This window comes from Pedobacter sp. FW305-3-2-15-E-R2A2 (genome assembly GCF_038446955.1).
Taxonomy (GTDB): Bacteria; Bacteroidota; Bacteroidia; order Sphingobacteriales; family Sphingobacteriaceae; genus Pedobacter.
The window spans coordinates 2,581,964-2,606,321 of record NZ_CP151803.1 but is presented as its reverse complement, the minus strand read 5'-3'; the positions used below and the strand labels follow the sequence as shown (position 1 = coordinate 2,606,321).

9 protein-coding genes are annotated in these 24,358 nt (G+C 45.4%); 7 read left to right on the top strand and 2 right to left on the bottom strand.

From position 1 onward, the window contains the following. The first annotated feature begins 13 nt into the window (after positions 1 to 13). From AAFF35_RS10905 to AAFF35_RS10875, 7 genes are all read left to right on the top strand, one after another. Positions 14 to 817 carry a phytanoyl-CoA dioxygenase family protein gene (locus AAFF35_RS10905; RefSeq protein WP_342332498.1) on the top strand — a complete coding sequence of 268 codons (804 nt, stop codon included), beginning with the start codon at positions 14 to 16 and terminating at the stop codon, positions 815 to 817. Next, positions 814 to 1,776, top strand: coding sequence for a hypothetical protein (locus tag AAFF35_RS10900; RefSeq protein ID WP_342332497.1), 963 nt, complete (start codon positions 814 to 816; stop codon positions 1,774 to 1,776). The genes AAFF35_RS10905 and AAFF35_RS10900 overlap by 4 nt, the downstream gene beginning before the upstream one ends. Then, a complete protein-coding gene (locus AAFF35_RS10895; protein ID WP_342332496.1) occupies positions 1,773 to 2,273 on the top strand; it encodes a GNAT family N-acetyltransferase in 501 nt (166 codons plus the stop codon). The genes AAFF35_RS10900 and AAFF35_RS10895 overlap by 4 nt, the downstream gene beginning before the upstream one ends. Positions 2,274 to 2,284: 11 nt before the next feature. Beyond that, positions 2,285 to 3,322, top strand: a complete 1,038-nt coding sequence (locus tag AAFF35_RS10890; RefSeq protein WP_342332495.1) for a GNAT family N-acetyltransferase — start codon at positions 2,285 to 2,287, stop codon at positions 3,320 to 3,322. A gap of 11 nt (positions 3,323 to 3,333) precedes the next feature. Continuing rightward, positions 3,334 to 4,374 carry a GNAT family N-acetyltransferase gene (locus tag AAFF35_RS10885; RefSeq protein WP_342332494.1) on the top strand — a complete coding sequence of 347 codons (1,041 nt, stop codon included), beginning with the start codon at positions 3,334 to 3,336 and terminating at the stop codon, positions 4,372 to 4,374. Between the two features lie 4 nt (positions 4,375 to 4,378). Then, entirely contained in the window at positions 4,379 to 6,286 is a 1,908-nt protein-coding gene (locus AAFF35_RS10880; RefSeq protein ID WP_342332493.1) for a nucleoside-diphosphate sugar epimerase/dehydratase, read from the top strand. 131 nt (positions 6,287 to 6,417) lie between these two features. Further along, complete coding sequence (locus AAFF35_RS10875; protein ID WP_342332492.1) at positions 6,418 to 6,849, top strand: hypothetical protein; 432 nt, start codon at positions 6,418 to 6,420, stop codon at positions 6,847 to 6,849. Between the two features lie 26 nt (positions 6,850 to 6,875). On the opposite strand, the gene AAFF35_RS10870 is transcribed toward AAFF35_RS10875, so the two are convergent. Next, on the bottom strand, positions 6,876 to 7,874 hold the full coding sequence (locus AAFF35_RS10870; RefSeq protein ID WP_342332491.1) for a type IX secretion system membrane protein PorP/SprF: 999 nt from the start codon (positions 7,872 to 7,874) through the stop codon (positions 6,876 to 6,878). A gap of 5 nt (positions 7,875 to 7,879) precedes the next feature. After that, entirely contained in the window at positions 7,880 to 24,217 is a 16,338-nt protein-coding gene (locus AAFF35_RS10865) for a gliding motility-associated C-terminal domain-containing protein (protein WP_342332490.1), read from the bottom strand. Positions 24,218 to 24,358 lie beyond the last annotated feature (141 nt).

Genomic DNA, 24,358 nt, shown 5'->3' with positions numbered 1-24,358 from the left:
AAAACCAAGAACCTTGAAAAACCTATTCAATTACCCTCCGGAAAAGGAGAAAGATTTTGAAACCGCTATGGATAAATATGGCTGGTTAATTTATGAAAATGTGTTAAGTCCTGAATTTGTAGAGGAGATCAACCAATCGCTCAATGATGCTTACCTCGTCCGCCGACAAATTCAGCGGGAGAATGGCATTGACCTCGATATGGCCGGGACGCTCCACCATTTGCTAGAGCCTGGAAATTTCGGATTAAAATTTGTCAGTGAGCGCTATTGCGATCAGCAGATCAGGCAATTCCTCAAGGGCAATTATATCCTGAACGGGATCAATGGCGTGATCAATTTAAAGGATGCCAAGCCCTATGTTCAGAACATCCACCGCGACATCCGGAGCTTTACCGGGGAGCTGAAGCTGATGGTTCAGATGATGGTCCTGCTCGATGATTTCACCGCGCAAAACGGGGCTACCTTTTTCCTTTCCGGCTCTCATAAAACGGATACCAAGCCCAATGAAGTTCGGTTTTTCGGCAAATCAGATCGTGCCATCGCGAAAAAGGGCAGCATCATTTTATTTGACTCCCTGTTATGGCATGCCGCCGGAAAAAACTATACCGACCTTCCCAGACGGGCCCTGACGCTCAGCTATACCGTTCCTTACTTTAAGCAGCAGCTCGATTACCCCCGCTTTCTCGGTTATGATTTCGGAGAAAGCCTGTCCGAAGAACTGCGTCAGGTAATTGGATACAATGCAAGGGTTCCTGCGAATTTATATGAATATTATCAACCCCCACATCGAAGAATGTATAAACAAGGACAAGGATGAGGAAAGAACATAAAACAATTGGTGGATATATCGAACTCCAGCTTCCAGAGGGACAGGAGCACTATCCATCTTTCATTAAGCTAAATACCGGCAGAAATGCTTTTGAATACCTGCTGAGGGTAAAAAAATACACCTTGGTTTACCTGCCCTATTTCACCTGTGAAGTATTGCTTGAACCTTTACGCAGGTTAAGTATCCCCTACCGTTTTTACCGGATCAACCAGCAGCTGGAGCCGCAGATTGATTTTGAACCTGAAGAAAATGCCTGTTTACTCTATACCAATTATTTCGGGATCAAGCAGGACACCGTACGCCGGCTGGCAAAGACAGTAAAAAACCTGATTGTCGACAATGCCCAGGCGTTCTTTTGTCCGCCTGTAGCAGGCGTAGACACCTTCTATTCCTGCAGGAAATTCTTTGGCGTACCCGATGGTGCCTATCTTTATACCGGGAGCAATACCCGTTTATCCCTGGAAAGTGACATCTCCGTGTACCGCTTTTCTCATTTGATCAAAAGCATTGACCTGAGTATAGAAACAGGGTATCATGATTACCTGAAGAACAACGTCATTCTAGGAAATAATTCCATCAAAAAGATGTCTGTGCTGAGCCAAAGGATCTTGTCGGGCATTGACTATGAAGATTGCAGGTCCATCAGAAACGCCAATTTCCAACATTTACATCAAGGTTTAGCCAGTATCAATCAGCTCCCGATCAACCTTAGTGCGATCGATGGCCCGATGGTTTACCCCCTGATGATTGATGAGTCCGGCGCCAGAAAAGCCTTGATTGCTAAAAAGATATTTGTGGCTACTTACTGGCCCAATGTATTGGAATGGGCAAGTGAGGACCTCTTTGAGCATTACCTGACCAGGCACCTCCTTCCCTTACCCATTGACCACCGTTACCGCATCCGGGACATGGACCATATTCTTGAAACCGTCAGATCGCTGTTATGAACTACCAGGTTTACCTCCGGCCCCTGGCCCTTACAGATGCGGAAATTGCCTGTAAATGGCGGAACAATCCAAAAATATGGGGTTATACCAAACATCGCGCTGAGCAGCTCATCAGTCCGGAAATAGAACGGGAATGGATTGCAATGGTAATGGCCAGGCCGAACGAAAGGCGTTTTGCCATTTGCCTGCAACGCTCCGGTCAATACATCGGCAATATCCAGCTGGTAGACATCAGGGATCGCAACGCACATTACCACATCTTTATCGGCGAGGAAAAATTCTGGGGAAAAGGCATTGCATTTTTGGCGACACAGCAAATCCTGAAGTATGCTTTTGACGAGTTAAACCTGCAGACCGTCATGCTCGATGTACACCACAAAAATCTGGCGGCGCTTGCACTGTACAGAAAAACAGGCTTTAAGCAAATCAATTATGGTAGTCGATTTATTGACATGATACTGACCCGTCAGGAATACCAGCGGTTAAACCCGTTATAATCCTTAATGAAATGAAAAAAACACTCACGATCCTGGAAAAAGAAGAATGGAAGAATTATGTCAGAAATTCTTTGCAGCATGATTTTTACCATACCTGGTATTACCATTCCCTGGACAACACCGGCTTGCCCTTGCTCTTTGTATACGAGGAAGGAGAAAATTACATCGCTTTTCCACTGATTCAGAGGGCCATTGCCGCTACTACCTATGGCGATCTGACCTCTGTATACGGATATACCGGCCCGATTTCGAACCAACGTTTTGAATCTCTTGGCCATGCCTTTCTTCAGCGGTTCAGGGAATCCTTTCTGGCTTTCCTGAAAGAGGGGCAGTTTGTCTCCGTATTTTCAAGGCTGCATCCTTTTTTCGACCAGCATTTATCCATTGAAGCCATGGGTGGAATTCATGCCAACGGGAAGACCATTGCGATAGACCTCCGTATTTCGCTGGAAGAACAGCGACAGAAATACCATAAGCGACTTCGGGAGAAGATCCGTCAACTGAAACGAAAAGGCTATACTTTAAGGGAAGGGAATTCTTTGGAAGACATCAGCACTTTCGCTGCCATTTATACAGAAAACATGAAAAGGATTGGTGCTTCAGATTATTACCTCTTTACCCCATCCTATTTTAGCGACCTCCATCATTCCGATGAATTTAACAGCAAACTGCTCTTGATCGAGATTGAGGGGAAGGCGGTTTGCGGCGCTTTTATTGTCTGCACCAACGACATCATCCAGGCTCATCTTCTGGGAACCCTGACCGCCTATCTCCCCGATTCTCCGGCAAAGCTGCTTACCGATGAAATCACCATTATCGGACGGGAGATGGGCGCTAAATATTTCCACCTCGGTGGAGGATTAAACTTCAAACAGGATTCGCTTTTTGAATGGAAAGCAGGTTTCTCCGACCTCATTCTGGATTTCAGCAGCTGGCGTTACATTGCTGATCCGGTCGTTTACGATTCGCTTCTGGAGGAGTTACCACTGGACAAATCCTCAGATATAGACTTCTTTCCCTTATATAGATATCAGGTTCCCGCCCATTAACAACTGACGATATGCAGTATACCCTTATTACCATCCAACAGAAAAAAGAATGGGTAGATTATATTAAAAGATCTGCAGAATACGACTTTTACCATACCTGGCATTACCATGCGCTTGATGAAAGCGGGAGTCCCTTTCTTTTCGTCTACCAGGAGGCGGCAGACTTTATTGCTTTCCCTTTAATCCGACGACGGATCGAAGGTTCTGCACTCTCCGATTTCAGCTCCGTATACGGTTATGCCGGACCTGTCTCCAACCTTAAATTTGAACAGCTCAGTGAAGGTTTCATGGATCGCTTTAAACTCATCTTTCTCTCTTTTCTGGAGCAGGAAGAGCAGGTTTCCGTTTTTTCCAGGCTTCATCCTTTATTCCGGCAATGCTTGCTTCTGGAAAGGTTTGGCGGGCTCCACGACAATGGGAAGACCATTTGTATAGACCTGAGTATCCCTGTGGAGCAGCAACGAAAGAAATACAAAAAGAACATTTATGAATCCATTAAGAAATCATGGAAAGCAGGGCTCCGGGTGGTAGAATCCAAGAAAACAGCCGACATCAGCACTTTCAGGGAGATCTATAAGGAGAATATGCTGCGGATCGGCGCATCAGATTACTATCACTTCAGCCTCCGTTATTTCCTGGATCTTTTGGGCACCGATGAGTTCGATTGCCGCTTAATTTTGGTCTACGACGGCGAGGAAGCCATTAGTGGATCCATTGTGACCTTTACCGGAAACATTGCCCAGTGTCACCTGATGGCTACACGCACCAGATACCTCAACAATTCGCCAGCTAAGTTTCTGATCGATGAAATCAGCCTCATCGGAAGAAGGTGCGGCATGCGTTATTATCACCTTGGCGGTGGCCTGGGTTTTAAAGAAGATTCCCTGTTTAGATGGAAATCCGGTTTCTCAGATTTCCTGTTAAGCTATAAAAGCTGGAGGTTTGTGATCAATCCCCCTCAATATCAGTTGCTGGTAAAAAAAGCCGGGATGGCCCTCCATCCTGAAGTTGATTTCTTTCCCCTTTACCGTTACCCTCTACAAAAATTATAACCTTATGAAACGTATATTCCAGGAAAAAGTCCATTCCAGATGGCTCATTTTATTTATTGACCAGTTTATCCTGAGCTGGGCGCTTTGCATGTCGTTGTTACTCATCCATAGAATTGACTTTGTAGGTCTGCTGGACCTGAGTCACGTCGCCTATATCATTTTGTTTCATTTCATTGCCATCCCGGTTTTTATCCTCATGGAGATCCATACCGGAATCATCCGGTATTCGAATACCAAGGATATGGTGAGAATTTTCCTTGCCGTTCTGCTGAGCAGTATTTTATTTACCGGAGTCAGCAATCTTTTTGTCGTCCCTTATCTTCAGCTGGAGCTGAGCTGGCTTGATACCGTCCTGCTCCTCAACTTCTTTATTTCCTCTTCTTTGCTCATTCTGTTGAGGATTGTGGTAAAAGGGCTCTTTTCCTATTTCAAGGACCTGGAAGATGGAGAACGCGGAGAACAAAAAGAAAAGATCCTGATCTATGGTTCTGATGCGACGGCCATCTTACTGAAACAGGCATTGGAGGCTTTGCAGGAAAACTGTTGTCAGGTGATGGGATTTATTGACGACGATTCAGATAAGGTGAACAAATACATCGAACAAACAAAGGTTTACCATTCGGCAGCCATCGAAACACTGACGCGGAAACATGGGATTCAAAAACTGGTTGTCAGCAGTGACTTGCTCTCTCTGGAGCCTAAAAAGAGAACCATTGAGAAATCCGTAGAGCTCGGTATCAAAGTACTTACTGTCCCTCCTTCCAGTCAATGGCTATATGGCAAACTTCAGTTTAGCCAATTGAAAGACCTCCGCATTGAAGAGCTTTTACAACGGGAGCCCATCCTTCTCCAGCGACAAAACATCTTTAGGGAAGTTCTTGGCAAACGCATTCTCGTTACCGGTGCTGCCGGTTCTATTGGCTCTGAGATTGTCCGCCAGCTGTTGAATTACCAGCCGGAATATGTCGTTTTATGCGACCAGGCGGAGACACCCCTTCATGAATTGCAGCTGGAAGTGGAAGACCTTGCTCTAAGTCATAAGGTAAAGATCTATATGGCCAGCATTCAGAATCCGGACCGGATGCGGTTGCTTTTTGAAAAATACAAACCGCAGATTGTGTTTCATGCAGCGGCATGTAAACATGTTCCTATGATGGAGGACAATCCGGCAGAGGCCATTCTGACCAATGTGGCCGGAACGAAAAATCTCGCCGACATTTCTATTGCCTTCGGTGTGGAGAAATTTGTGATGATCTCTACCGATAAAGCCGTTAAACCGACCAATATCATGGGTGCATCCAAGCGGTTGGCAGAGATCTACATACAATCCTTAAATGAAAAACAGTGTTCTCCAAAGTTTATCACCACACGTTTTGGCAATGTGATGGGATCCAATGGCTCCGTAATCCCCAGATTTAAGACACAAATAGAACGTGGGGGGCCTGTAACGGTGACCCATCCGGAGATCACCCGCTACTTCATGACCATTTCTGAGTCCGTGCAGCTGGTACTTGAGGCAGCAGCAATGGGGAATGGCGGAGAGATTTTCATTTTTGACATGGGAAAACCGATCAAGATTGCAGATTTGGCATTGAAGATGATCAAGCTCGCCGGCCTATCCCCCATCAGGGACATTAAAATTGTTTACAGCGGTTTAAGGCCGGGAGAAAAGCTTCATGAAGAACTGTTACATCAAAAAGAGCAAACCATCCCTACCCACCATCAAAAGATCAAAATCTCCAGAACCATCAGCTACAGTTCTCCCTACGTACAAACCGTCATCGATGAGGTCTTAAAACTTAATCAGCTCAATGACAATTATGCAACGGTGAAAAAGATGAAAGAGATTATTCCTGAATTCAGGAGCAATAATTCTATTTACGAAGACCTGGACCATCTGCTATTTGAATAAAATATTTACTTTATTCTTTTTGAAATTAAGAATTAATTTTCTTATCTTTCCTAAGATTAGTTCCCACTGATCTTAATGTGTAGTGTAATAGTGCTGGTTTCCATATAAACCTGTAAGTAATCTATTATTCTATGATTTTAAACAAAGACGGCTTAATTGAGCGCATCGTAAGGACCAAAATTGGCATCAGTGAACTTTCCCGTTTATTGAATGTAAGCAGAACTTCCATTTACAACTGGTTTGAGCAAGAATACCTCAGCATTGATGTGGTATGTAAAATCGGCCATGCTATAGGTCATGATTTTGCAAATGAATTTCCAGAGGATTTTGCCCGGGCAGGGAATAAGATTATGGCGGATCTGATGGCAGGAAATATTGATCAGCAGCAACATTACAATACCTCTGTACAATATTGGATGAACAAATACATCACTTTGCTCGAGAAACACAATGATCTGTTAATTCAGATCAATCGTCCTACGACTACCGATGGAGGAATTCCCGGAAGCGTGGTATCCGGGATCAAAAATACAGGACAGCATTTCTCGCCATTGACTCATTAATGTTTCGTTTAACATTAGTGTTTCGTTTAAAAGACCCTTGGGCAAATCATGGACCTTGGAACTTTTCCGAAGGCCAGGCCCATCGTCAGCTCATGAGAACCATTTTGGTTGCTGCCTAATTTACTCGTCACATGATCGTAAGAATAACCAATTCTAAACCGATCATTGACGAAAAACTGGAAGATGCCGGAGATAGAATTCTGGTTGCTGAGGGGCAGGCTTGGGAGTTGTTTCTTCCAGAGGTTAAAGCCTGCCCGGTAAGAAGCGCCGATCCATATTTTATCATTAATGATGACCATTGCATTCAGGTCTGCGCTTGTCGGGCCTCTAAAATCTTCTTTAATCAGGATGCTTGGCCTGACCCTCAGGTCTGGAGAAAGGTTGATCAATCCGCCTCCCATGAAGTAAGCATGACGGCTGCGGATGATATTTAGAGAAGAGGACTGATTTCTGTTCAGGTTATCTTTGGGGCCGGAAAATACGTCCAGAGCAGAGAGCCCGAGGTACCAGTAATCGGAATTATAGAACACGCCAAAACGCAGATCAGGGACAATATTGCTCTGGTTTCCTACCGGCACCGCCTGATCCTCTTTGTCGATTGTTGTGAGCAGTTGTCCCTTCAAACTATATTGCGCCACACCTACCCCCAGGCCAAAACTTAAACGTTCTGTATCGTCGCCATTGAGTTGTAAACGGTAAGCATAATTGACCGTTGCAGAGGTGGCAGACTGAACACCGATCTTATCGGTTGTGATCTGAAAGCCCAGGCCCATCTTCCGGTCTCTGGGGTCCAGGATACCATCAATGGAGGCGATCGCTGTTTGTGGCGCCCCTTCTACACCTACCCATTGTGCCCTTAGCCCCAGCTGTACAAACCATTCCTCCTTATATCCTGCATAGCCTGGGTTTACACTCAGACTGTTAAATATATACTGGGAAAACTGAATATTCTGTTGTGCCATTGCGCTCCCGATTAACGTGAAGCAGAGGTAAGCAAGTACCAGGGTATATCTGATCTTCTTCATTTTTTTTATCTTTTAATGAGCACCCAGCTTTTTCGGGACTCTTCGTGACTTCCCTTTTTAAGCTTTAAAACATAGAAATATGTACCTTCATTTAAGCCGGCACCATCCCATTCATCTTTATAATTTTTACTTCTGTAGACTTCATCGCCCCAACGGTTAAATATGGAGATCTCTATAGCATCATAATTTTCTCTTCCTTTAATCTGGAAAGTATCATTCTTACCATCTCCGTTTGGTGTGAAGGTATTTGGAATCTCCAGGTCTGGAGGAACCACATTGATCGTCACCACTGCAATATTGGAGCGAAGTCCGTTTTCATCATTGATCATGTAAGTAAACTTCTCTACTCCCGAGTAGCCTTTATTAGGCTGATAAACGATCCTGCCATCTTTGTTCATTTGCAATACTCCGTTTAAGGGCTGCGTTTTTACATCGATGGTACTTACATCCAGCGGGAACAAGCTTGGACGGTCGTTATTTGCTACCGGCACCATTACCTCTATATCTGCTTTGGTTTTTGCAAAATCATCTACTGCGGCAGGATAGCGTACCACATCTATAATTGTAGGATCATCATTACGCTCATTCGTTCCGGAGATATCCGAAACCCTGCTGCCAGGCCTGTACTCCCCTGTCGCCGTTGCCGTATTGCTTACGATTCCGGCTTTCTTCTCTGCCTCTGTAATGGTGTAATTTGCCTTAACTGTTGTCCAGCCACCAGGTGCAAGTACGGCTGGTGCTGAAATCGCCAGACCAGGGATTTTAGGGTCAATCAGTTCCACATCGCGAAGGGTGACGTTCCCGGTATTTTTGATCAGGAAGGTGTAATCGATCGTTTTGTAATCGTTGTTTAACACACCTGTTTTAACCAGACGGACGACTGGGTTTTGCCGGATCGCCACATCTGCCACATCTGCTGAAGGTATTGGTGCTTCTGCAGACTGAACCATTGCGACGTTTTGTACTTTTCTAATGTTTGCTGAAGGAGCTCCGTTGTTGTCTAAATCTGATTGGGTAAGGGTGTAAGAAGTACGGTAAATCCAGGATTCATCTTTTTCCAGAATCTGATTCCCATTGTCGCCGGTAGGGTTGCTTAGGATACCTCCTGTTAAAGGATCATTGACAACTACCTGATTGTGATTGGCATGTCCGGTATTTTTAACGGTGATGGTGTAGTTGATTTTATCTCCGACAGAGGAAACTGAATTCCTGTCGGCAGTCTTGTTAATTGAAATCCCCAAACATACGGGAACACTGATCTTGATTTTAAAAGGAACACCATCACAACCACCGGTTAATGCTTTTGGAGTTACTGTGTATACGACTTCTTGTGGAGTGGTGCTGGTATTGATCAGGGTGGCATTGATGGAACTTCCAGTACCGTTAACGGCTCCTAATACCGGAGAATTTACGGTCCAGGTAAAAGAAGATGGCACGGCATTGCCTCCTTTTAATGTGTTGTTGATATTGTTCTGCAGCTGATAGTTGAAAGAAGATTGTGTGCAGGATAAAGTGTTTAGCTGATCATCAAATCCTTTCGGAACAGGAGTTACAGTAACGGTTGTTGTCGCAGAAATGGCACTCGAACATCCGGTAGTATTGGTGACTTTCACGGTGTATACGCCTATGGTATTTACATCGTATGTAGGATTGGTTGCATTAGGGATCAGGATGCCGTTTTTGTACCATTGATTTCCAAATGAAGAAGTTGAGGTTAACGTAACACTGCCACCTTCACAGAAAGTAGTGGTATTTGAAGGAGAAATACCTGGAGTTGGCGGGTAAGGGACTTCTGTAACGGTGACAGGTAAAGAGATCGGACTGGTACATCCAGCTGTGCTGGTCACGATTAGGGTGTAGTTACCTGATTCTGTTGCGGTATAGGTTTTGGCAGTAGCGTTGGGAATCAGGATTCCTTCTTTATACCATTGGTTTCCGGTTAAGGAAGAGGAAGTCAGGATGGTGCTTCCACCATCGCAGAAGGAAGTTGGAGTTCCGGCAGTGATGGTAGGAAGAGCAGGGATTGGATTGGCGGTAACAATTACTCCCTCAGAAACAGGACCAACACAGGTTAACAAGGTTACTTGTAATGTATATTTTCCGCTGGATCTCGCTACATATACTTTTCCTTTGCCGGCTTCTCCAGCGATAGCCAGGCCGTCTTTATACCACTGATTACCTTCATTAGCTGAAGAAGTCAGCGTCACACTGCCCCCATTACAGAAAGTGGTTTCCCCGGTTATCGTCACCGAAGGCTTTTCAGGAATCGGGTTCACTATTACTATAGTCTCATCGGATACAGGACCCGAACAGGTTAACAAGGCCACTTTTACTGTGTATTTTCCGCTGGATCTCGCTACATATACTTTTCCTTTGCCGGCTTCCCCAGCGATAGCTACACCGTCTTTATACCACTGATTGCCCTCGCTTGCTGAAGAAGTCAATGTCACACTACCCCCATCACAGAAAGTCGGTTCCCCGGTTATCGTTACAACAGGTTTTACAGGAATAGGGTTAACCACTACAGTTAAGCCATCAGAAACAGGACCCGCACAGGTTAACAAGGTTACCTGTACTGTATATTTTCCACTAACCCGGGCTATGTATACTTTTCCTTTGCCGGCTTCCCCGGCGATAGCTACACCGTCTTTATACCACTGGTTACCCTCACTTGCTGAAGAAGTCAGTGTCACACTGCCTCCATCACAGAAAGTCGGTTCCCCGGTTATCGTTACAACTGGTTTTACAGGAATAGGGTTAACCACTACAGTTACACCATCAGAAGCAGGACCCGCACAGGTTAACGAGGTTATCTGTACTGTATATTTTCCGCTGGATCTCGCTACATATACTTTTCCTTTGCCGGCTTCCCCGGCGATAGCCACGCCATCTTTGTACCACTGGTTGCCCTCGCTTGCTGAAGAAGTCAATGTCACACTACCCCCATCACAGAAAGTCGGTTCCCCGGTTATCGTTACAACTGGTTTTACAGGAATAGGATTAACCACTACAGTTACGCCATCAGAAACAGGACCCACACAGGTTAACGAGGTTATCTGTACTGTATATTTTCCGCTGGATCTCGCTACATATACTTTTCCTTTGCCGGCTTCCCCGGCGATAGCCACGCCATCTTTGTACCACTGGTTGCCCTCGCTTGCTGAAGAAGTCAATGTCACACTACCCCCATCACAGAAAGTCGGTTCCCCGGTTATCGTTACAACTGGTTTTACAGGAATAGGGTTAACCACTACAGTTACGCCATCAGAAACAGGACCCACACAGGTTAACGAGGTTATCTGTACTGTATATTTTCCGCTGGATCTCGCTACATATACTTTTCCTTTGCCGGCTTCCCCGGCGATAGCCACGCCATCTTTGTACCACTGGTTGCCCTCGCTTGCTGAAGAAGTCAATGTCACACTACCCCCATCACAGAAAGTCGGTTCCCCGGTTATCGTTACAACAGGTTTTACAGGAATAGGGTTAACCACTACAGTTACGCCATCAGAAACAGGACCCACACAGGTTAACGAGGTTATCTGTACTGTATATTTTCCACTAACCCTGGCTATGTATACTTTTCCTTTACCGGCTTCCCCGGCGATAGCTACGCCATCTTTATACCACTGGTTACCTTCATCAGCGGAAGAAGTCAGTGTCACACTGCCCCCGTCACAGAAAGTAGTTTCGCCAGTTATCGTTACAACTGGTTTTACAGGAATAGGATTGACTGTTACTATGATCTCATCGGATACAGGACCCGCACAGGTTAACAAGGTTACCTTTACCGTATATTTTCCACTCACCCTGGATATGTATACTTTTCCTTTGCCGGCTTCCCCAGCGATAGCCACGCCATCTTTGTACCACTGATTGCCCTCACTTGCCGAAGAAGTCAATGTCACACTACCTCCATCACAGAAAGTCGGTTCCCCTGTTATCGTTATAACAGGTTTTACAGGAATAGGGTTAACCACTACAGTTACGCCATCAGAAACAGGACCCGCACAGGTTAACAAGGTTACTTGTACTGTATATTTTCCACTAACCCGTGCTACATATACTTTTCCTTTACCCGCTTCCCCAGCGATAGCTACACCATCTTTATACCACTGATTGCCCTCACTTGCCGAAGAAGTCAATGTCACACTCCCCCCATCACAGAAAGTAGTTTCGCCAGTTATCGTTACAACTGGTTTTACAGTAATAGGATTGACTGTGACTATGATCTCATCGGATACAGGACCCGCACAGGTTAACAAGGTTACCTTTACCGTATATTTTCCACTTACCCGGGCTACATATACCTTTCCTTTGCCGGCTTCCCCAGCGATAGCTACACCATCTTTATACCATTGGTTACCATCAGCAGAAGAAGAAGTCAGCGTCACACTGCCTCCATCACAGAAAGTCGGTTCCCCTGTTATCGTTATAACAGGTTTTACAGGAATAGGGTTAACCACTACAGTTACGCCATCAGAAACAGGACCCGCACAGGTTAACAAGGTTACCTGTACTGTATATTTTCCACTTACCCGGGCTACATATACTTTTCCTTTACCCGCTTCCCCGGCGATAGCTACACCATCTTTATACCACTGGTTGCCTTCATCAGCAGAAGAAGTCAGCACAACACTACCCCCATCGCAGAAGATGGTTTCGCCAGTTATCGTTACAACTGGTTTTACAGGAATAGGATTCACCACGACAGTTACGCCATCAGAAACAGGACCCGCACAGGTTAACAAGGTTACCTGTACTGTATATTTTCCACTTACCCGGGCTACATATACTTTTCCTTTACCCGCTTCCCCGGCGATAGCTACACCATCTTTATACCACTGGTTGCCTTCATCAGCAGAAGAAGTCAGCACTACACTCCCTCCATCACAGAAAGTAGTTTCCCCGGTTATCGTCACAACTGGTTTTACAGGAATAGGATTGACTTTTACTATGGTTTCATCGGATACAGGACCTGCACAGGTTAGCAAAGTTACCTTTACCGTATATTTTCCGCTCACCCGGGCGGTATAATTTTTACCCGTTTCCTCAGCCAGAGCCACACCATCTTTATACCACTGGTTACCCTCATCAGCAGAAGAAGTCAACACAACACTCCCCCCATCGCAGAAGATGGTTTCGCCAGTTATCGTTACAACTGGTTTTACAGGAATAGGATTGACTGTGACTATGATCTCATCGGATACAGGCCCCACACAGGTTAACAAGGTTACTTGTACTGTATATTTTCCACTGGACCTAGCTACATATACTTTTCCTTTGCCGGCTTCCCCGGCGATAGCTACACCGTCTTTATACCACTGATTGCCCTCACTTGCCGAAGAAGTCAGTGTCACACTCCCCCCATCACAGAAAGTCGGTTCCCCGGTTATCGTTACAACTGGTTTTACAGGAATAGGATTGACTTTTACTATGGTTTCATCGGATACAGGACCTGCACAGGTTAGCAAAGTTACCTTTACCGTATATTTTCCACTCACCCGGGCGATATAACTTTTACCAGTTTCCTCAGCCAAGGCTACACCATCTTTATACCACTGGTTGCCCTCATCAGCCGAAGAAGTCAGCACTACACTACCCCCATCACAGAAAGTCGTTTCCCCGGTTATCGTCACCGAAGGCTTTTCAGGAATTGGGTTCACTATTACTATAGTCTCATCGGATACAGGACCCGCACAGGTTAACAAGGTCACTTTTACTGTGTATTTTCCGCTGGATCTCGCTACATATACTTTTCCTTTGCCGGCTTCCCCGGCGATAGCTACACCATCTTTATACCACTGGTTACCTTCATTAGCCGAAGAAGTCAGCACTACACTACCCCCATCACAGAAAGTAGTTTCGCCGGTTATCGTTACAACTGGTTTTACAGGAATAGGATTGACTGTGACTATGATCTCATCGGATACAGGACCTGCACAGGTTAACAAGGTTACTTTTACCGTATATTTTCCGCTCATCCGGGCTACATATACTTTTCCGTTGCCGGCTTCCCCGGCGATAGCCAAACCATCTTTATACCACTGGTTGCCCTCACTTGCCGAAGAAGTCAATGTCACACTACCCCCATCACAGAAAGTAGTTTCGCCGGTTATCGTTACCACTGGTTTTACAGGAATAGGATTGACTGTGACTATGATCTCATCGGATACAGGACCCACACAGGTTAATAAGGTTACTTGTACTGTATATTTTCCACTGGACCTAGCTACATATACTTTTCCTTTTCCGGCTTCCCCGGCGATAGCCACGCCATCTTTATACCACTGGTTGCCTTCGTCAGCAGAAGAAGTCAGCACTACACTACCCCCATCGCAGAAGGTAGTTTCCCCGGTTATCGTCACAACTGGTTTTACAGGAATGGGATTGACTTTTACTATGGTCTCATCGGATACAGGACCTGCACAGGTTAACAAGGTTACCTGTACTGTATATTTTCCACTCACCCTGGCCGTATAACTTTTACCCGTTTCCTCAGCCAGGATCACCCCATCTTTATACCACTGGTTACCCTCATCAGCAGAAGAAGTCAGTGTCACACTCCCCCCATCACAGAAAGTCGGTTCCCCGGTTATCGTTACCACTGGTTTTACAGGAATAGGATTGACTGTGACTATGATCTCATCGGATACAGGACCCACACAGGTTAATAAGGTTACTTGTACTGTATATTTTCCACTGGACCTAGCTACATATACTTTTCCTTTTCCGGCTTCCCCGGCGATAGCCACGCCATCTTTATACCACTGGTTGCCTTCGTCAGCAGAAGAAGTCAGCACTACACTACCCCCATCGCAGAAGGTAGTTTCCCCGGTTATCGTCACAACTGGTTTTACAGGAATGGGATTGACTTTTACTATGGCCTCATCGGATACAGGACCTGCACAGGTTAATAAGGTTACCTGTACTGTATATTTTCCACTAACCCTGGCTACGTATACTTTTCCTTTGCCGGCTTCCCCAGCGATAGCTACACCATCTTTATACCACTGGTTACCCTCATCGGCCGAAGAAGTCAGCACGACACTGCCCCCATCACAGAAATTCGTTTCGCCGGTTATCGTTACAACGGGCTTTACCGGAATAGGATTCACCACGACAGTTACCCCATCAGAAACAGGACCTACACAGGTTAACAAGGTTACCTGTACTGTATACTTGCCACTCACCCTGGCTACATATACTTTTCCTTTGCCGGCTTCCCCGGCGATAGCCACACCGTCTTTATACCACTGGTTGCCTTCATCAGCAGAAGAAGTCAGCACAACACTACCCCCATCGCAGAAGATGGTTTCGCCAGTTATCGTTACAACTGGTTTTACCGGAATAGGATTCACCACGACAGTTACCCCATCAGAAACAGGACCTGCACAGGTTAACAAGGTTACTTTTACGGTATATTTCCCACTCACCCGGGCGATATAACTTTTACCAGTCTCCTCAGCCAGGATCACACCATCTTTATACCACTGGTTACCCTCATCAGCCGAAGAAGTCAGTGTCACGCTACCCCCGTCACAAAAAGTCGTTTCGCCGGTTATCGTTACAACCGGTTTTACAGGAATAGGATTAACCACTACAGTTACCCCATCAGAAACAGGACCCACGCAGGTTAACAAAGTTACCTTAACTGTATACTTGCCGCTCACGCGGGCGGTATAACTTTTACCCGTTTCCTCAGCCAGAGCCACACCATCTTTATACCACTGGTTACCCTCATCAGCAGAAGAAGTCAGTATCACACTACCCCCATCACAGAAAGTCGTTTCCCCGGTTATTGTTACAACTGGTTTTACAGGAATGGGATTGACTTTTACTATGGTCTCATCGGATACAGGACCTGCACAGGTTAACAAGGTTACCTGTACTGTATACTTGCCACTCACCCTGGCTGTATAGCTTTTACCCGTTTCCTCAGCCAGGATCACACCATCTTTATACCACTGGTTACCCTCATCAGCAGAAGAAGTCAGCACGACACTGCCCCCATCACAGAAAGTCGTTTCGCCGGTTATTGTTACAACTGGTTTTACAGGAATAGGGTTCACCACGACAGTTACCCCATCAGAAACAGGACCTACACAGGTTAACAAGGTTACCTGTACTGTATATTTTCCACTAACCCTGGCTACGTATACTTTTCCTTTACCGGCTTCCCCGGCGATAGCTACACCATCTTTATACCACTGGTTACCCTCATCGGCCGAAGAAGTCAGCACTACACTACCCCCATCACAGAAAGTCGTTTCTCCGGTTATCGTTACAACTGGTTTTACAGGAATAGGGTTCACCACGACAGTTACCCCATCAGAAACAGGACCTACACAGGTTAACAAAGTTACCTGTACTGTATATTTTCCACTCACCCGGGCGGTATAACTTTTACCCGTTTCCTCAGCCAGGATCACACCATCTTTATACCACTGGTTACCCTCATCAGCAGAAGAAGTCAGTGTCACACTCCCCCCATCGCAGAAGGTAGTTTCCCCGGTTATCGTTACAACTGGTTTTACAGGAATAGGATTCACCACTACAGTTACCCCATCAGAAACAGGACCCACGCAGGTTAACAAAGTTACCTGTACGGTATATTTCCCACTCACCCGGGCGGTATAACTTTTACCCGTTTCCTCAGCCAGGATCACACCATCTTTATACCACTGGTTACCCTCATCAGCCGAAGAAGTCAGCACTACACTACCCCCATCGCAGAAGGTAGTTTCGCCGGTTATCGTTACAACTGGTTTTACAGGAATAGGATTAACCACTACAGTTACCCCATCAGAAACAGGACCCACGCAGGTTAACAAAGTTACCTGTACGGTATATTTCCCACTCACCCGGGCGGTATAACTTTTGCCCGTTTCATCAGCCAGGATCACACCATCTTTATACCACTGGTTACCCTCATCAGCCGAAGAAGTCAGCACTACACTACCCCCATCGCAGAAGGTAGTTTCGCCGGTTATCGTTACAACTGGTTTTACAGGAATAGGATTCACCACGACAGTTACCCCATCAGAAACAGGACCCACGCAGGTTAACAAAGTTACCTGTACTGTATATTTCCCACTCACCCTGGCGATATAACTTTTACCAGTCTCCTCAGCCAGGATCACACCATCTTTATACCACTGGTTACCCTCATCAGCCGAAGAAGTCAGTGTCACACTCCCCCCATCGCAGAAGGTAGTTTCCCCGGTGATCGTTACAACTGGTTTTACAGGAATAGGATTCACCACGACAGTTACCCCATCAGAAACAGGGCCCACGCAGGTCAACAAGGTTACCTGTACTGTATATTTTCCACTCACCCTGGCCGTATAACTTTTACCAGTCTCCTCAGCCAGGATCACACCATCTTTATACCACTGGTTACCCTCATCAGCCGAAGAAGTCAGCACTACACTCCCCCCGTCACAAAAAGTCGTTTCCCCGGTTATCGTTACAACTGGCTTTACCGGAATGGGATTGACTTTTACGATGATCTCATCGGATACAGGACCCGCACAGGTTAGCAAGGTTACCTGTACTGTATATTTTCCACTCACCCTGGCCGTATAACTTCTACCAGTCTCCTCAGCCAGAGCCACACCATCTTTATACCACTGGTTGCCTTCGTCAGCAGAAGAAGTCAGGACTACACTACCCCCATCGCAGAAGGTAGTTTCCCCGGTTATCGTTACAACTGGTTTTACCGGAATAGGATTCACCACTACAGTTACCCCATCAGAAACAGGACCTACACAGGTTAACAAAGTTACCTGTACTGTATACTTGCCACTCACCCTGGCCGTATAACTTTTACCAGTCTCCTCAGCCAGGATCACACCATCTTTATACCACTGGTTGCCTTCGTCAGCAGAAGAAGTCAGGACTACACTACCCCCATCGCAGAAGGTAGTTTCCCCGGTTATCGTTACAACTGGTTTTACAGGAATGGGATTGACTTTTACGATGATCTCATCGGATACAGGACCCGCACAGGTTAGCAAGGTTACCTGTACTGTATATTTTCCACTCACCCTGGCCGTATAACTTTTACCAGTCTCCTCAGCCAGAGCCACACCATCTTTATACCACTGGTTACCCTCATCAGCAGAAGAAGTCAGTATCACACTACCCCCATCACAGAAAGTCGTTTCTCCGGTTATCGTTACAACTGGCTTTACCGGAATAGGGTTTACCACAACAGTTACCCCATCAGAAACAGGACCCACGCAGGTTAACAAGGTTACCTGTACTGTATATTTTCCACTCACCCGGGCGGTATAACTTTTACCAGTCTCCTCAGCCAGGACCACACCATCTTTATACCACTGGTTGCCTTCGTCAGCAGAAGAAGTCAGGACTACACTACCCCCATCGCAGAAGATAGTTTCCCCGGTTATCGTCACAACTGGTTTTACAGGAATAGGATTCACCACGACAGTTACCCCATCAGAAACAGGGCCCACGCAGGTTAACAAAGTTACCTGTACTGTATATTTTCCACTCACCCTGGCCGTATAACTTTTACCAGTCTCCTCAGCCAGGATCACACCATCTTTATACCACTGGTTACCCTCATCAGCCGAAGAAGTCAGCACTACACTACCCCCGTCACAAAAAGTCGTTTCCCCGGTTATCGTTACAACTGGTTTTACAGGAATAGGATTCACCACGACAGTTACCCCATCAGAAACAGGACCCACGCAGGTTAACAAAGTTACCTGTACGGTATATTTCCCACTCACCCTGGCGGTATAACTTTTACCCGTTTCCTCAGCCAGGATCACACCATCTTTATACCACTGGTTGCCTTCGTCAGCAGAAGAAGTCAGTATCACACTACCCCCATCGCAGAAGGTAGTTTCGCCGGTTATCGTTACAACTGGTTTTACCGGAATAGGATTCACCACGACAGTTACCCCATCAGAAACAGGACCTACACAGGTTAACAAAGTTACCTGTACTGTATATTTTCCACTAACCCTGGCCGTATAACTTTTACCAGTCTCCTCAGCCAGGATCACACCATCTTTATACCACTGGTTGCCTTCGTCAGCAGAAGAAGTCAGGATTACACTACCCCCATCACAGAAAGTGGTTTCCCCGGTTATCGTTACAACTGGTTTTACAGGAATAGGGTTAACCACGACAGTTACGCCATCAGAAACAGGACCTACACAGGTTAACAAAGTTACCTGTACTGTATATTTTCCACTCACCCTGGCGGTATAACTTTTACCCGCTTCCTCAGCCAGGATCACACCATCTTTATACCACTGGTTACCCTCATCAGCAGAAGAAGTCAGCACTACACTACCCCCATCACAAAAAGTCGTTTCCCCGGTTATTGTTACAACTGGTTTTACAGGAATGGGATTAACTTTTACTATGGTCTCATCGGATACGGGACCTGCACAGGTTAACAAGGTTACTTTTACGGTATATTTCCCACTCACCCGGGCGGTATAACTTTTACCCGTTTCCTCAGCCAGGATCACACCATCTTTATACCACTGGTTACCCTCATCCGCAGAAGAAGTCAGTATCACACTACCCCCATCACAGAAAGTCGTTTCCCCGGTTATCGTCACAACTGGTTTTACAGGAATAGGATTCACCACGACAGTTACCCCATCAGAAACAGGGCCCACGCAGGTTAACAAAGTTACCTGTACTGTATATTTTCCACTCACCCTGGCCGTATAACTTTTACCAGTCTCCTCAGCCAGGATCACACCATCTTTATACCACTGGTTACCCTCATCAGCCGAAGAAGTCAGCACTACACTACCCCCGTCACAAAAAGTCGTTTCCCCGGTTATCGTTACAACTGGTTTTACAGGAATAGGATTCACCACGACAGTTACCCCATCAGAAACAGGACCCACGCAGGTTAACAAAGTTACCTGTACGGTATATTTCCCACTCACCCTGGCGGTATAACTTTTACCCGTTTCCTCAGCCAGGATCACACCATCTTTATACCACTGGTTGCCTTCGTCAGCAGAAGAAGTCAGTATCACACTACTCCCATCGCAGAAGGTAGTTTCGCCGGTTATCGTTACAACTGGTTTTACAGGAATAGGATTCACCACGACAGTTACCCCATCAGAAACAGGACCTACACAGGTTAACAAAGTTACCTGTACTGTATATTTTCCACTAACCCTGGCGGTATAACTTTTACCCGCTTCCTCAGCCAGGATCACACCATCTTTATACCACTGGTTACCCTCATCAGCAGAAGAAGTCAGCACTACACTACCCCCATCACAAAAAGTCGTTTCCCCGGTTATTGTTACAACTGGTTTTACAGGAATGGGATTAACTTTTACTATGGTCTCATCGGATACAGGACCTGCACAGGTTAACAAGGTTACCTGTACTGTATATTTTCCACTCACCCGGGCGGTATAACTTTTACCAGTCTCCTCAGCCAGGATCACACCATCTTTATACCACTGGTTGCCTTCGTCAGCAGAAGAAGTCAGGACTACACTACCCCCATCGCAGAAAGTAGTTTCCCCGGTTATCGTCACAACTGGTTTTACCGGAATAGGATTCACCACGACAGTTACCCCATCAGAAACAGGGCCCACGCAGGTCAACAAAGTTACCTGTACTGTATATTTTCCACTCACCCTGGCCGTATAACTTTTACCAGTCTCCTCAGCCAGGATCACACCATCTTTATACCACTGGTTACCCTCATCAGCCGAAGAAGTCAGCACTACACTCCCCCCGTCACAAAAAGTCGTTTCCCCGGTTATCGTTACAACTGGCTTTACCGGAATAGGGTTTACCACAACAGTTACGCCATCAGAAACAGGACCTACACAGGTTAACAAAGTTACCTGTACTGTATATTTTCCACTCACTCTGGCCGTATAACTTTTACCAGTCTCCTCAGCCAGGATCACACCATCTTTATACCACTGGTTGCCTTCGTCAGCAGAAGAAGTCAGTATCACACTACCCCCATCGCAGAAAGTCGTTTCCCCGGTGATCGTTACAACTGGTTTTACCGGAATAGGGTTTACCACGACAGTTACCCCATCAGAAACAGGACCCACGCAGGTTAACGAGGTTACCTGTACTGTATATCTTCCACTCACCCGGGCGGTATAACTTTTACCCGTTTCCTCAGCCAGGATCACACCATCTTTATACCACTGGTTACCCTCATCAGCCGAAGAAGTCAGCACTACACTACCCCCATCACAAAAAGTCGTTTCCCCGGTTATCGTTACAACTGGTTTTACAGGAATAGGATTCACAAACACTTCAATTTCTTCTGATATTGCTGAACAGCCGTTCAGATTTTTTACGACAACACTATATCTTCCTGGTTTAGAAGCTGTCAATATCGGTTTGTCTTCTCCAGCCATTGGAACACCTTCCAAATACCATTGGTTACCTGTAGGAAAACTGGATGTCAACTTCACAGATTCTCCATCACAGAAAACGGTGCTTCCTTCGATTGTGATTTCCGGTTGCGGTTGTTCCGGATATACATCTATATCTATTGCATCAGAAGGTAAACTTTCGCAACCCTCGATATTTTTCACAACCAAATGATAACTCCCTTTTTCAGATACCTGATAAGTTTTTTGGGTCGCAGCTGCGATGATAGCGCCATCTTTATACCACTGAAACACCTTTACCGACGCTGGGGGATTATAAGTTAATGTGACAGACGTACCAACACAGAATCCGTTGGACGAAGGAAGCACCACTGGTCTTGCTGGCAGTTTAACTACGGTCAAAGTCGCAAAGGAAGATATTGAACTACACCCGAATGCAGAAGTAACGATAACTCTTAGTTGTTTACCATTAGAGATAAAAGGAACATTATTTAACGTAATTGATGCTGTATTGCTCCCAGTAACCCCTGGAGCATTGGCAGCAAAATCTTGCCATCCCCCTCCCTTATTATCATTAAACTGCCATTTGTAAGTATTATCTGACTCTGCTGAAGTCACAGTGAATACTGCATTTTTATCTTCACAAACAGAAACACCGCTCAGTGGTTGAAGGGCCGGCGGTTGATTTATTTTAATAAGATAGGTTGTTCTTTCTCTTTCATTACCCAAGGTACCCAGCGTAAAAGTGCCAGATACTGTTGGGGTACCCGTAATCTTCAAAACACTATTTCCAGAACTAAAAACAGGATCCAGACCATTAGGTAGCGTTCCAATAATTTCAACTGCTCCACCAGACACCCCTACAAAATCAATTGGAGCAATTGGAACACCGGGACAAAGCTCTTGAACAATAATATTATTATACTTGATGTTATTACAAACCTCCTGTAAAGTTCCATTCTTACATTCCAGGTGAGGATCTGAAGGCGCATTAATCACATTTGGATCTGGATTTAGAATGGGGTGTGTGGCATCCGGATCAGTAATATCGGCTGGACGAAGGATACTTGTCTCCACCGAAAGCGGATAAACTAAAGGCGAGGTTACTGATTTAACAATGATTTTAAACTCAACAACAGCATTGTTTTCCAGATTCAATACCGCGCTAAAGTCGCCCGCTAATTTGAGCATATTATTAACTGCTCCGTCTCCGCTTGCAATTGAAAAACTTCCGTCTGTCACCTCAAATCCGGGAGGCGCTTTAAAAGCAAAAGGAGCACCTGATACAGAACTGGGGCCACTATTTTTCACCCGGACGGTATAAGTAATTTGTTTATTCAGAAGTAAAGTGCTAATATCAGGAACAACACTTTCTATTTTAAGATCTGCCACTTTAATTACAAGATCAACTGGAGTATCCTCCTCACTTCCCTGGATGTAAGCCCAGGTATCCATAGACTTGGTATTTCCGAAGCTATTTAATCCGGTGCCTGAATTACCAGAACCATTGGTATCATAGTAGTTACCCCATTTATGACTACCATTTCTACTGGAAGCCCCATTTACCCCAGTATAAACCGGGTCTGAGGATTCAGCATAACTTCCCGCACCTGTGATATCTGAATCATCCCAGTAAATTCTGTCACTATAGACCGATTCGTCGGTCGACAGGTTAAGTACATCGTAATTGACAGTATTATCTGTGAGCTCAATAATCAATCCCGAAGGATTTACTTCCATATCAATATATGGGAAATGCACTTCCGCAGATAGCAATTTCGTTTTGAGTTTACTGATAAATGTACCCTCTTTTAAAAATGCTCCCTTTCCATCTTTACCATCCCAGAAAACAACATTATTACCCTGAGTGGCAACGCCAATGATGATGCGATCTGCAGGGCCGGCAGGAGTGGAAACCGGTATAGTAATCTTGTATGTTCCAACCGCACTGGACTTAAACTTTATATATGCCCCGTTCATGCCTGCAAGTCCTGCGGTTCCTTCTACTCCAACTATCGACAGGTTGCTGATTTTCGGTAATTCAGCAGGATTTTTCAACCAGGTATCCTGTCCTAAAAACGCTGCTGTAGGCGCTTTAACAGGCAATTCAGGATGGGGCTTATTATAGAATATTTTATGGGTAACATTCGCGCCATCATCGGGCCCTGTCGGATTATGGGTATACGCCAGGATACCTTCATAGCTGGATTCATTTAAACTTTTATAGGTAGGAACAGAATTTACAGCAAATCCATTACTATTGGAAAAAAAGGTAAAACCAACACCATTACTTCCATTTGTCTGAACCCGGTAAGCTCTTCCATCTTTTGTCAAAATATAATGTGTGGCAAAGTAAGCCCGGTTCTTTGAAAATGTAGCATTCAAATGAAGGTTTAAAACATTGGCAAAAAGTCGTCCTTTTAACCATTGGGCAGCTGTACTCGCCCTTACCGAAACATCCCATGCCGCAATTAAATTAACATTTGCATCCGTTAAGTCTGACTGAGACCAGTTAGAATTTGCAAATATGCTAGGGACAGTAGTAACATCATTTCCAGCTCCTCCGGGGGCAATAAATTCAACTTTCCAGACCCCTTCCATAGCTGCAGGCACACTCATTTCAAAAGGAGTATATCCGCTACCACTACCCCCAATTTTAGGGCCATCAAGTTCATCAGTCCGATTTCTGATCCTACCTACACTGCCTCCCACAGTAGAAGTATAAACATTACCAGTTGGTGTGGTAAAACGTATAATTCCCTGCCCATACCCTTGTGCACTTGAACCTGCTGCAATAACTTCGCCAGCCTTTACATAAACGTAATGCGTACCGGGGGTTTTAAAAGGCCAGGATTCAGACGAATTAGCGGTTGTATTACAATACAAAAAGGCTCTGTTTCCAGTGGCAGTTGCCGGATACAAATCCTTACTTCCCTCCGCATATACTGCCGAAAAATTAACCAACAAACAAAATATAAACAGAAAGTGTAATTTCTTAGGTATAGATATAAGAATACGTCGGAGCACTTTTAGCATAACATTGATTATACAGGCCTATTCTCCTTTAAGAGCATCAATGCAATCGGACAGGTCCGGCAAAATGAA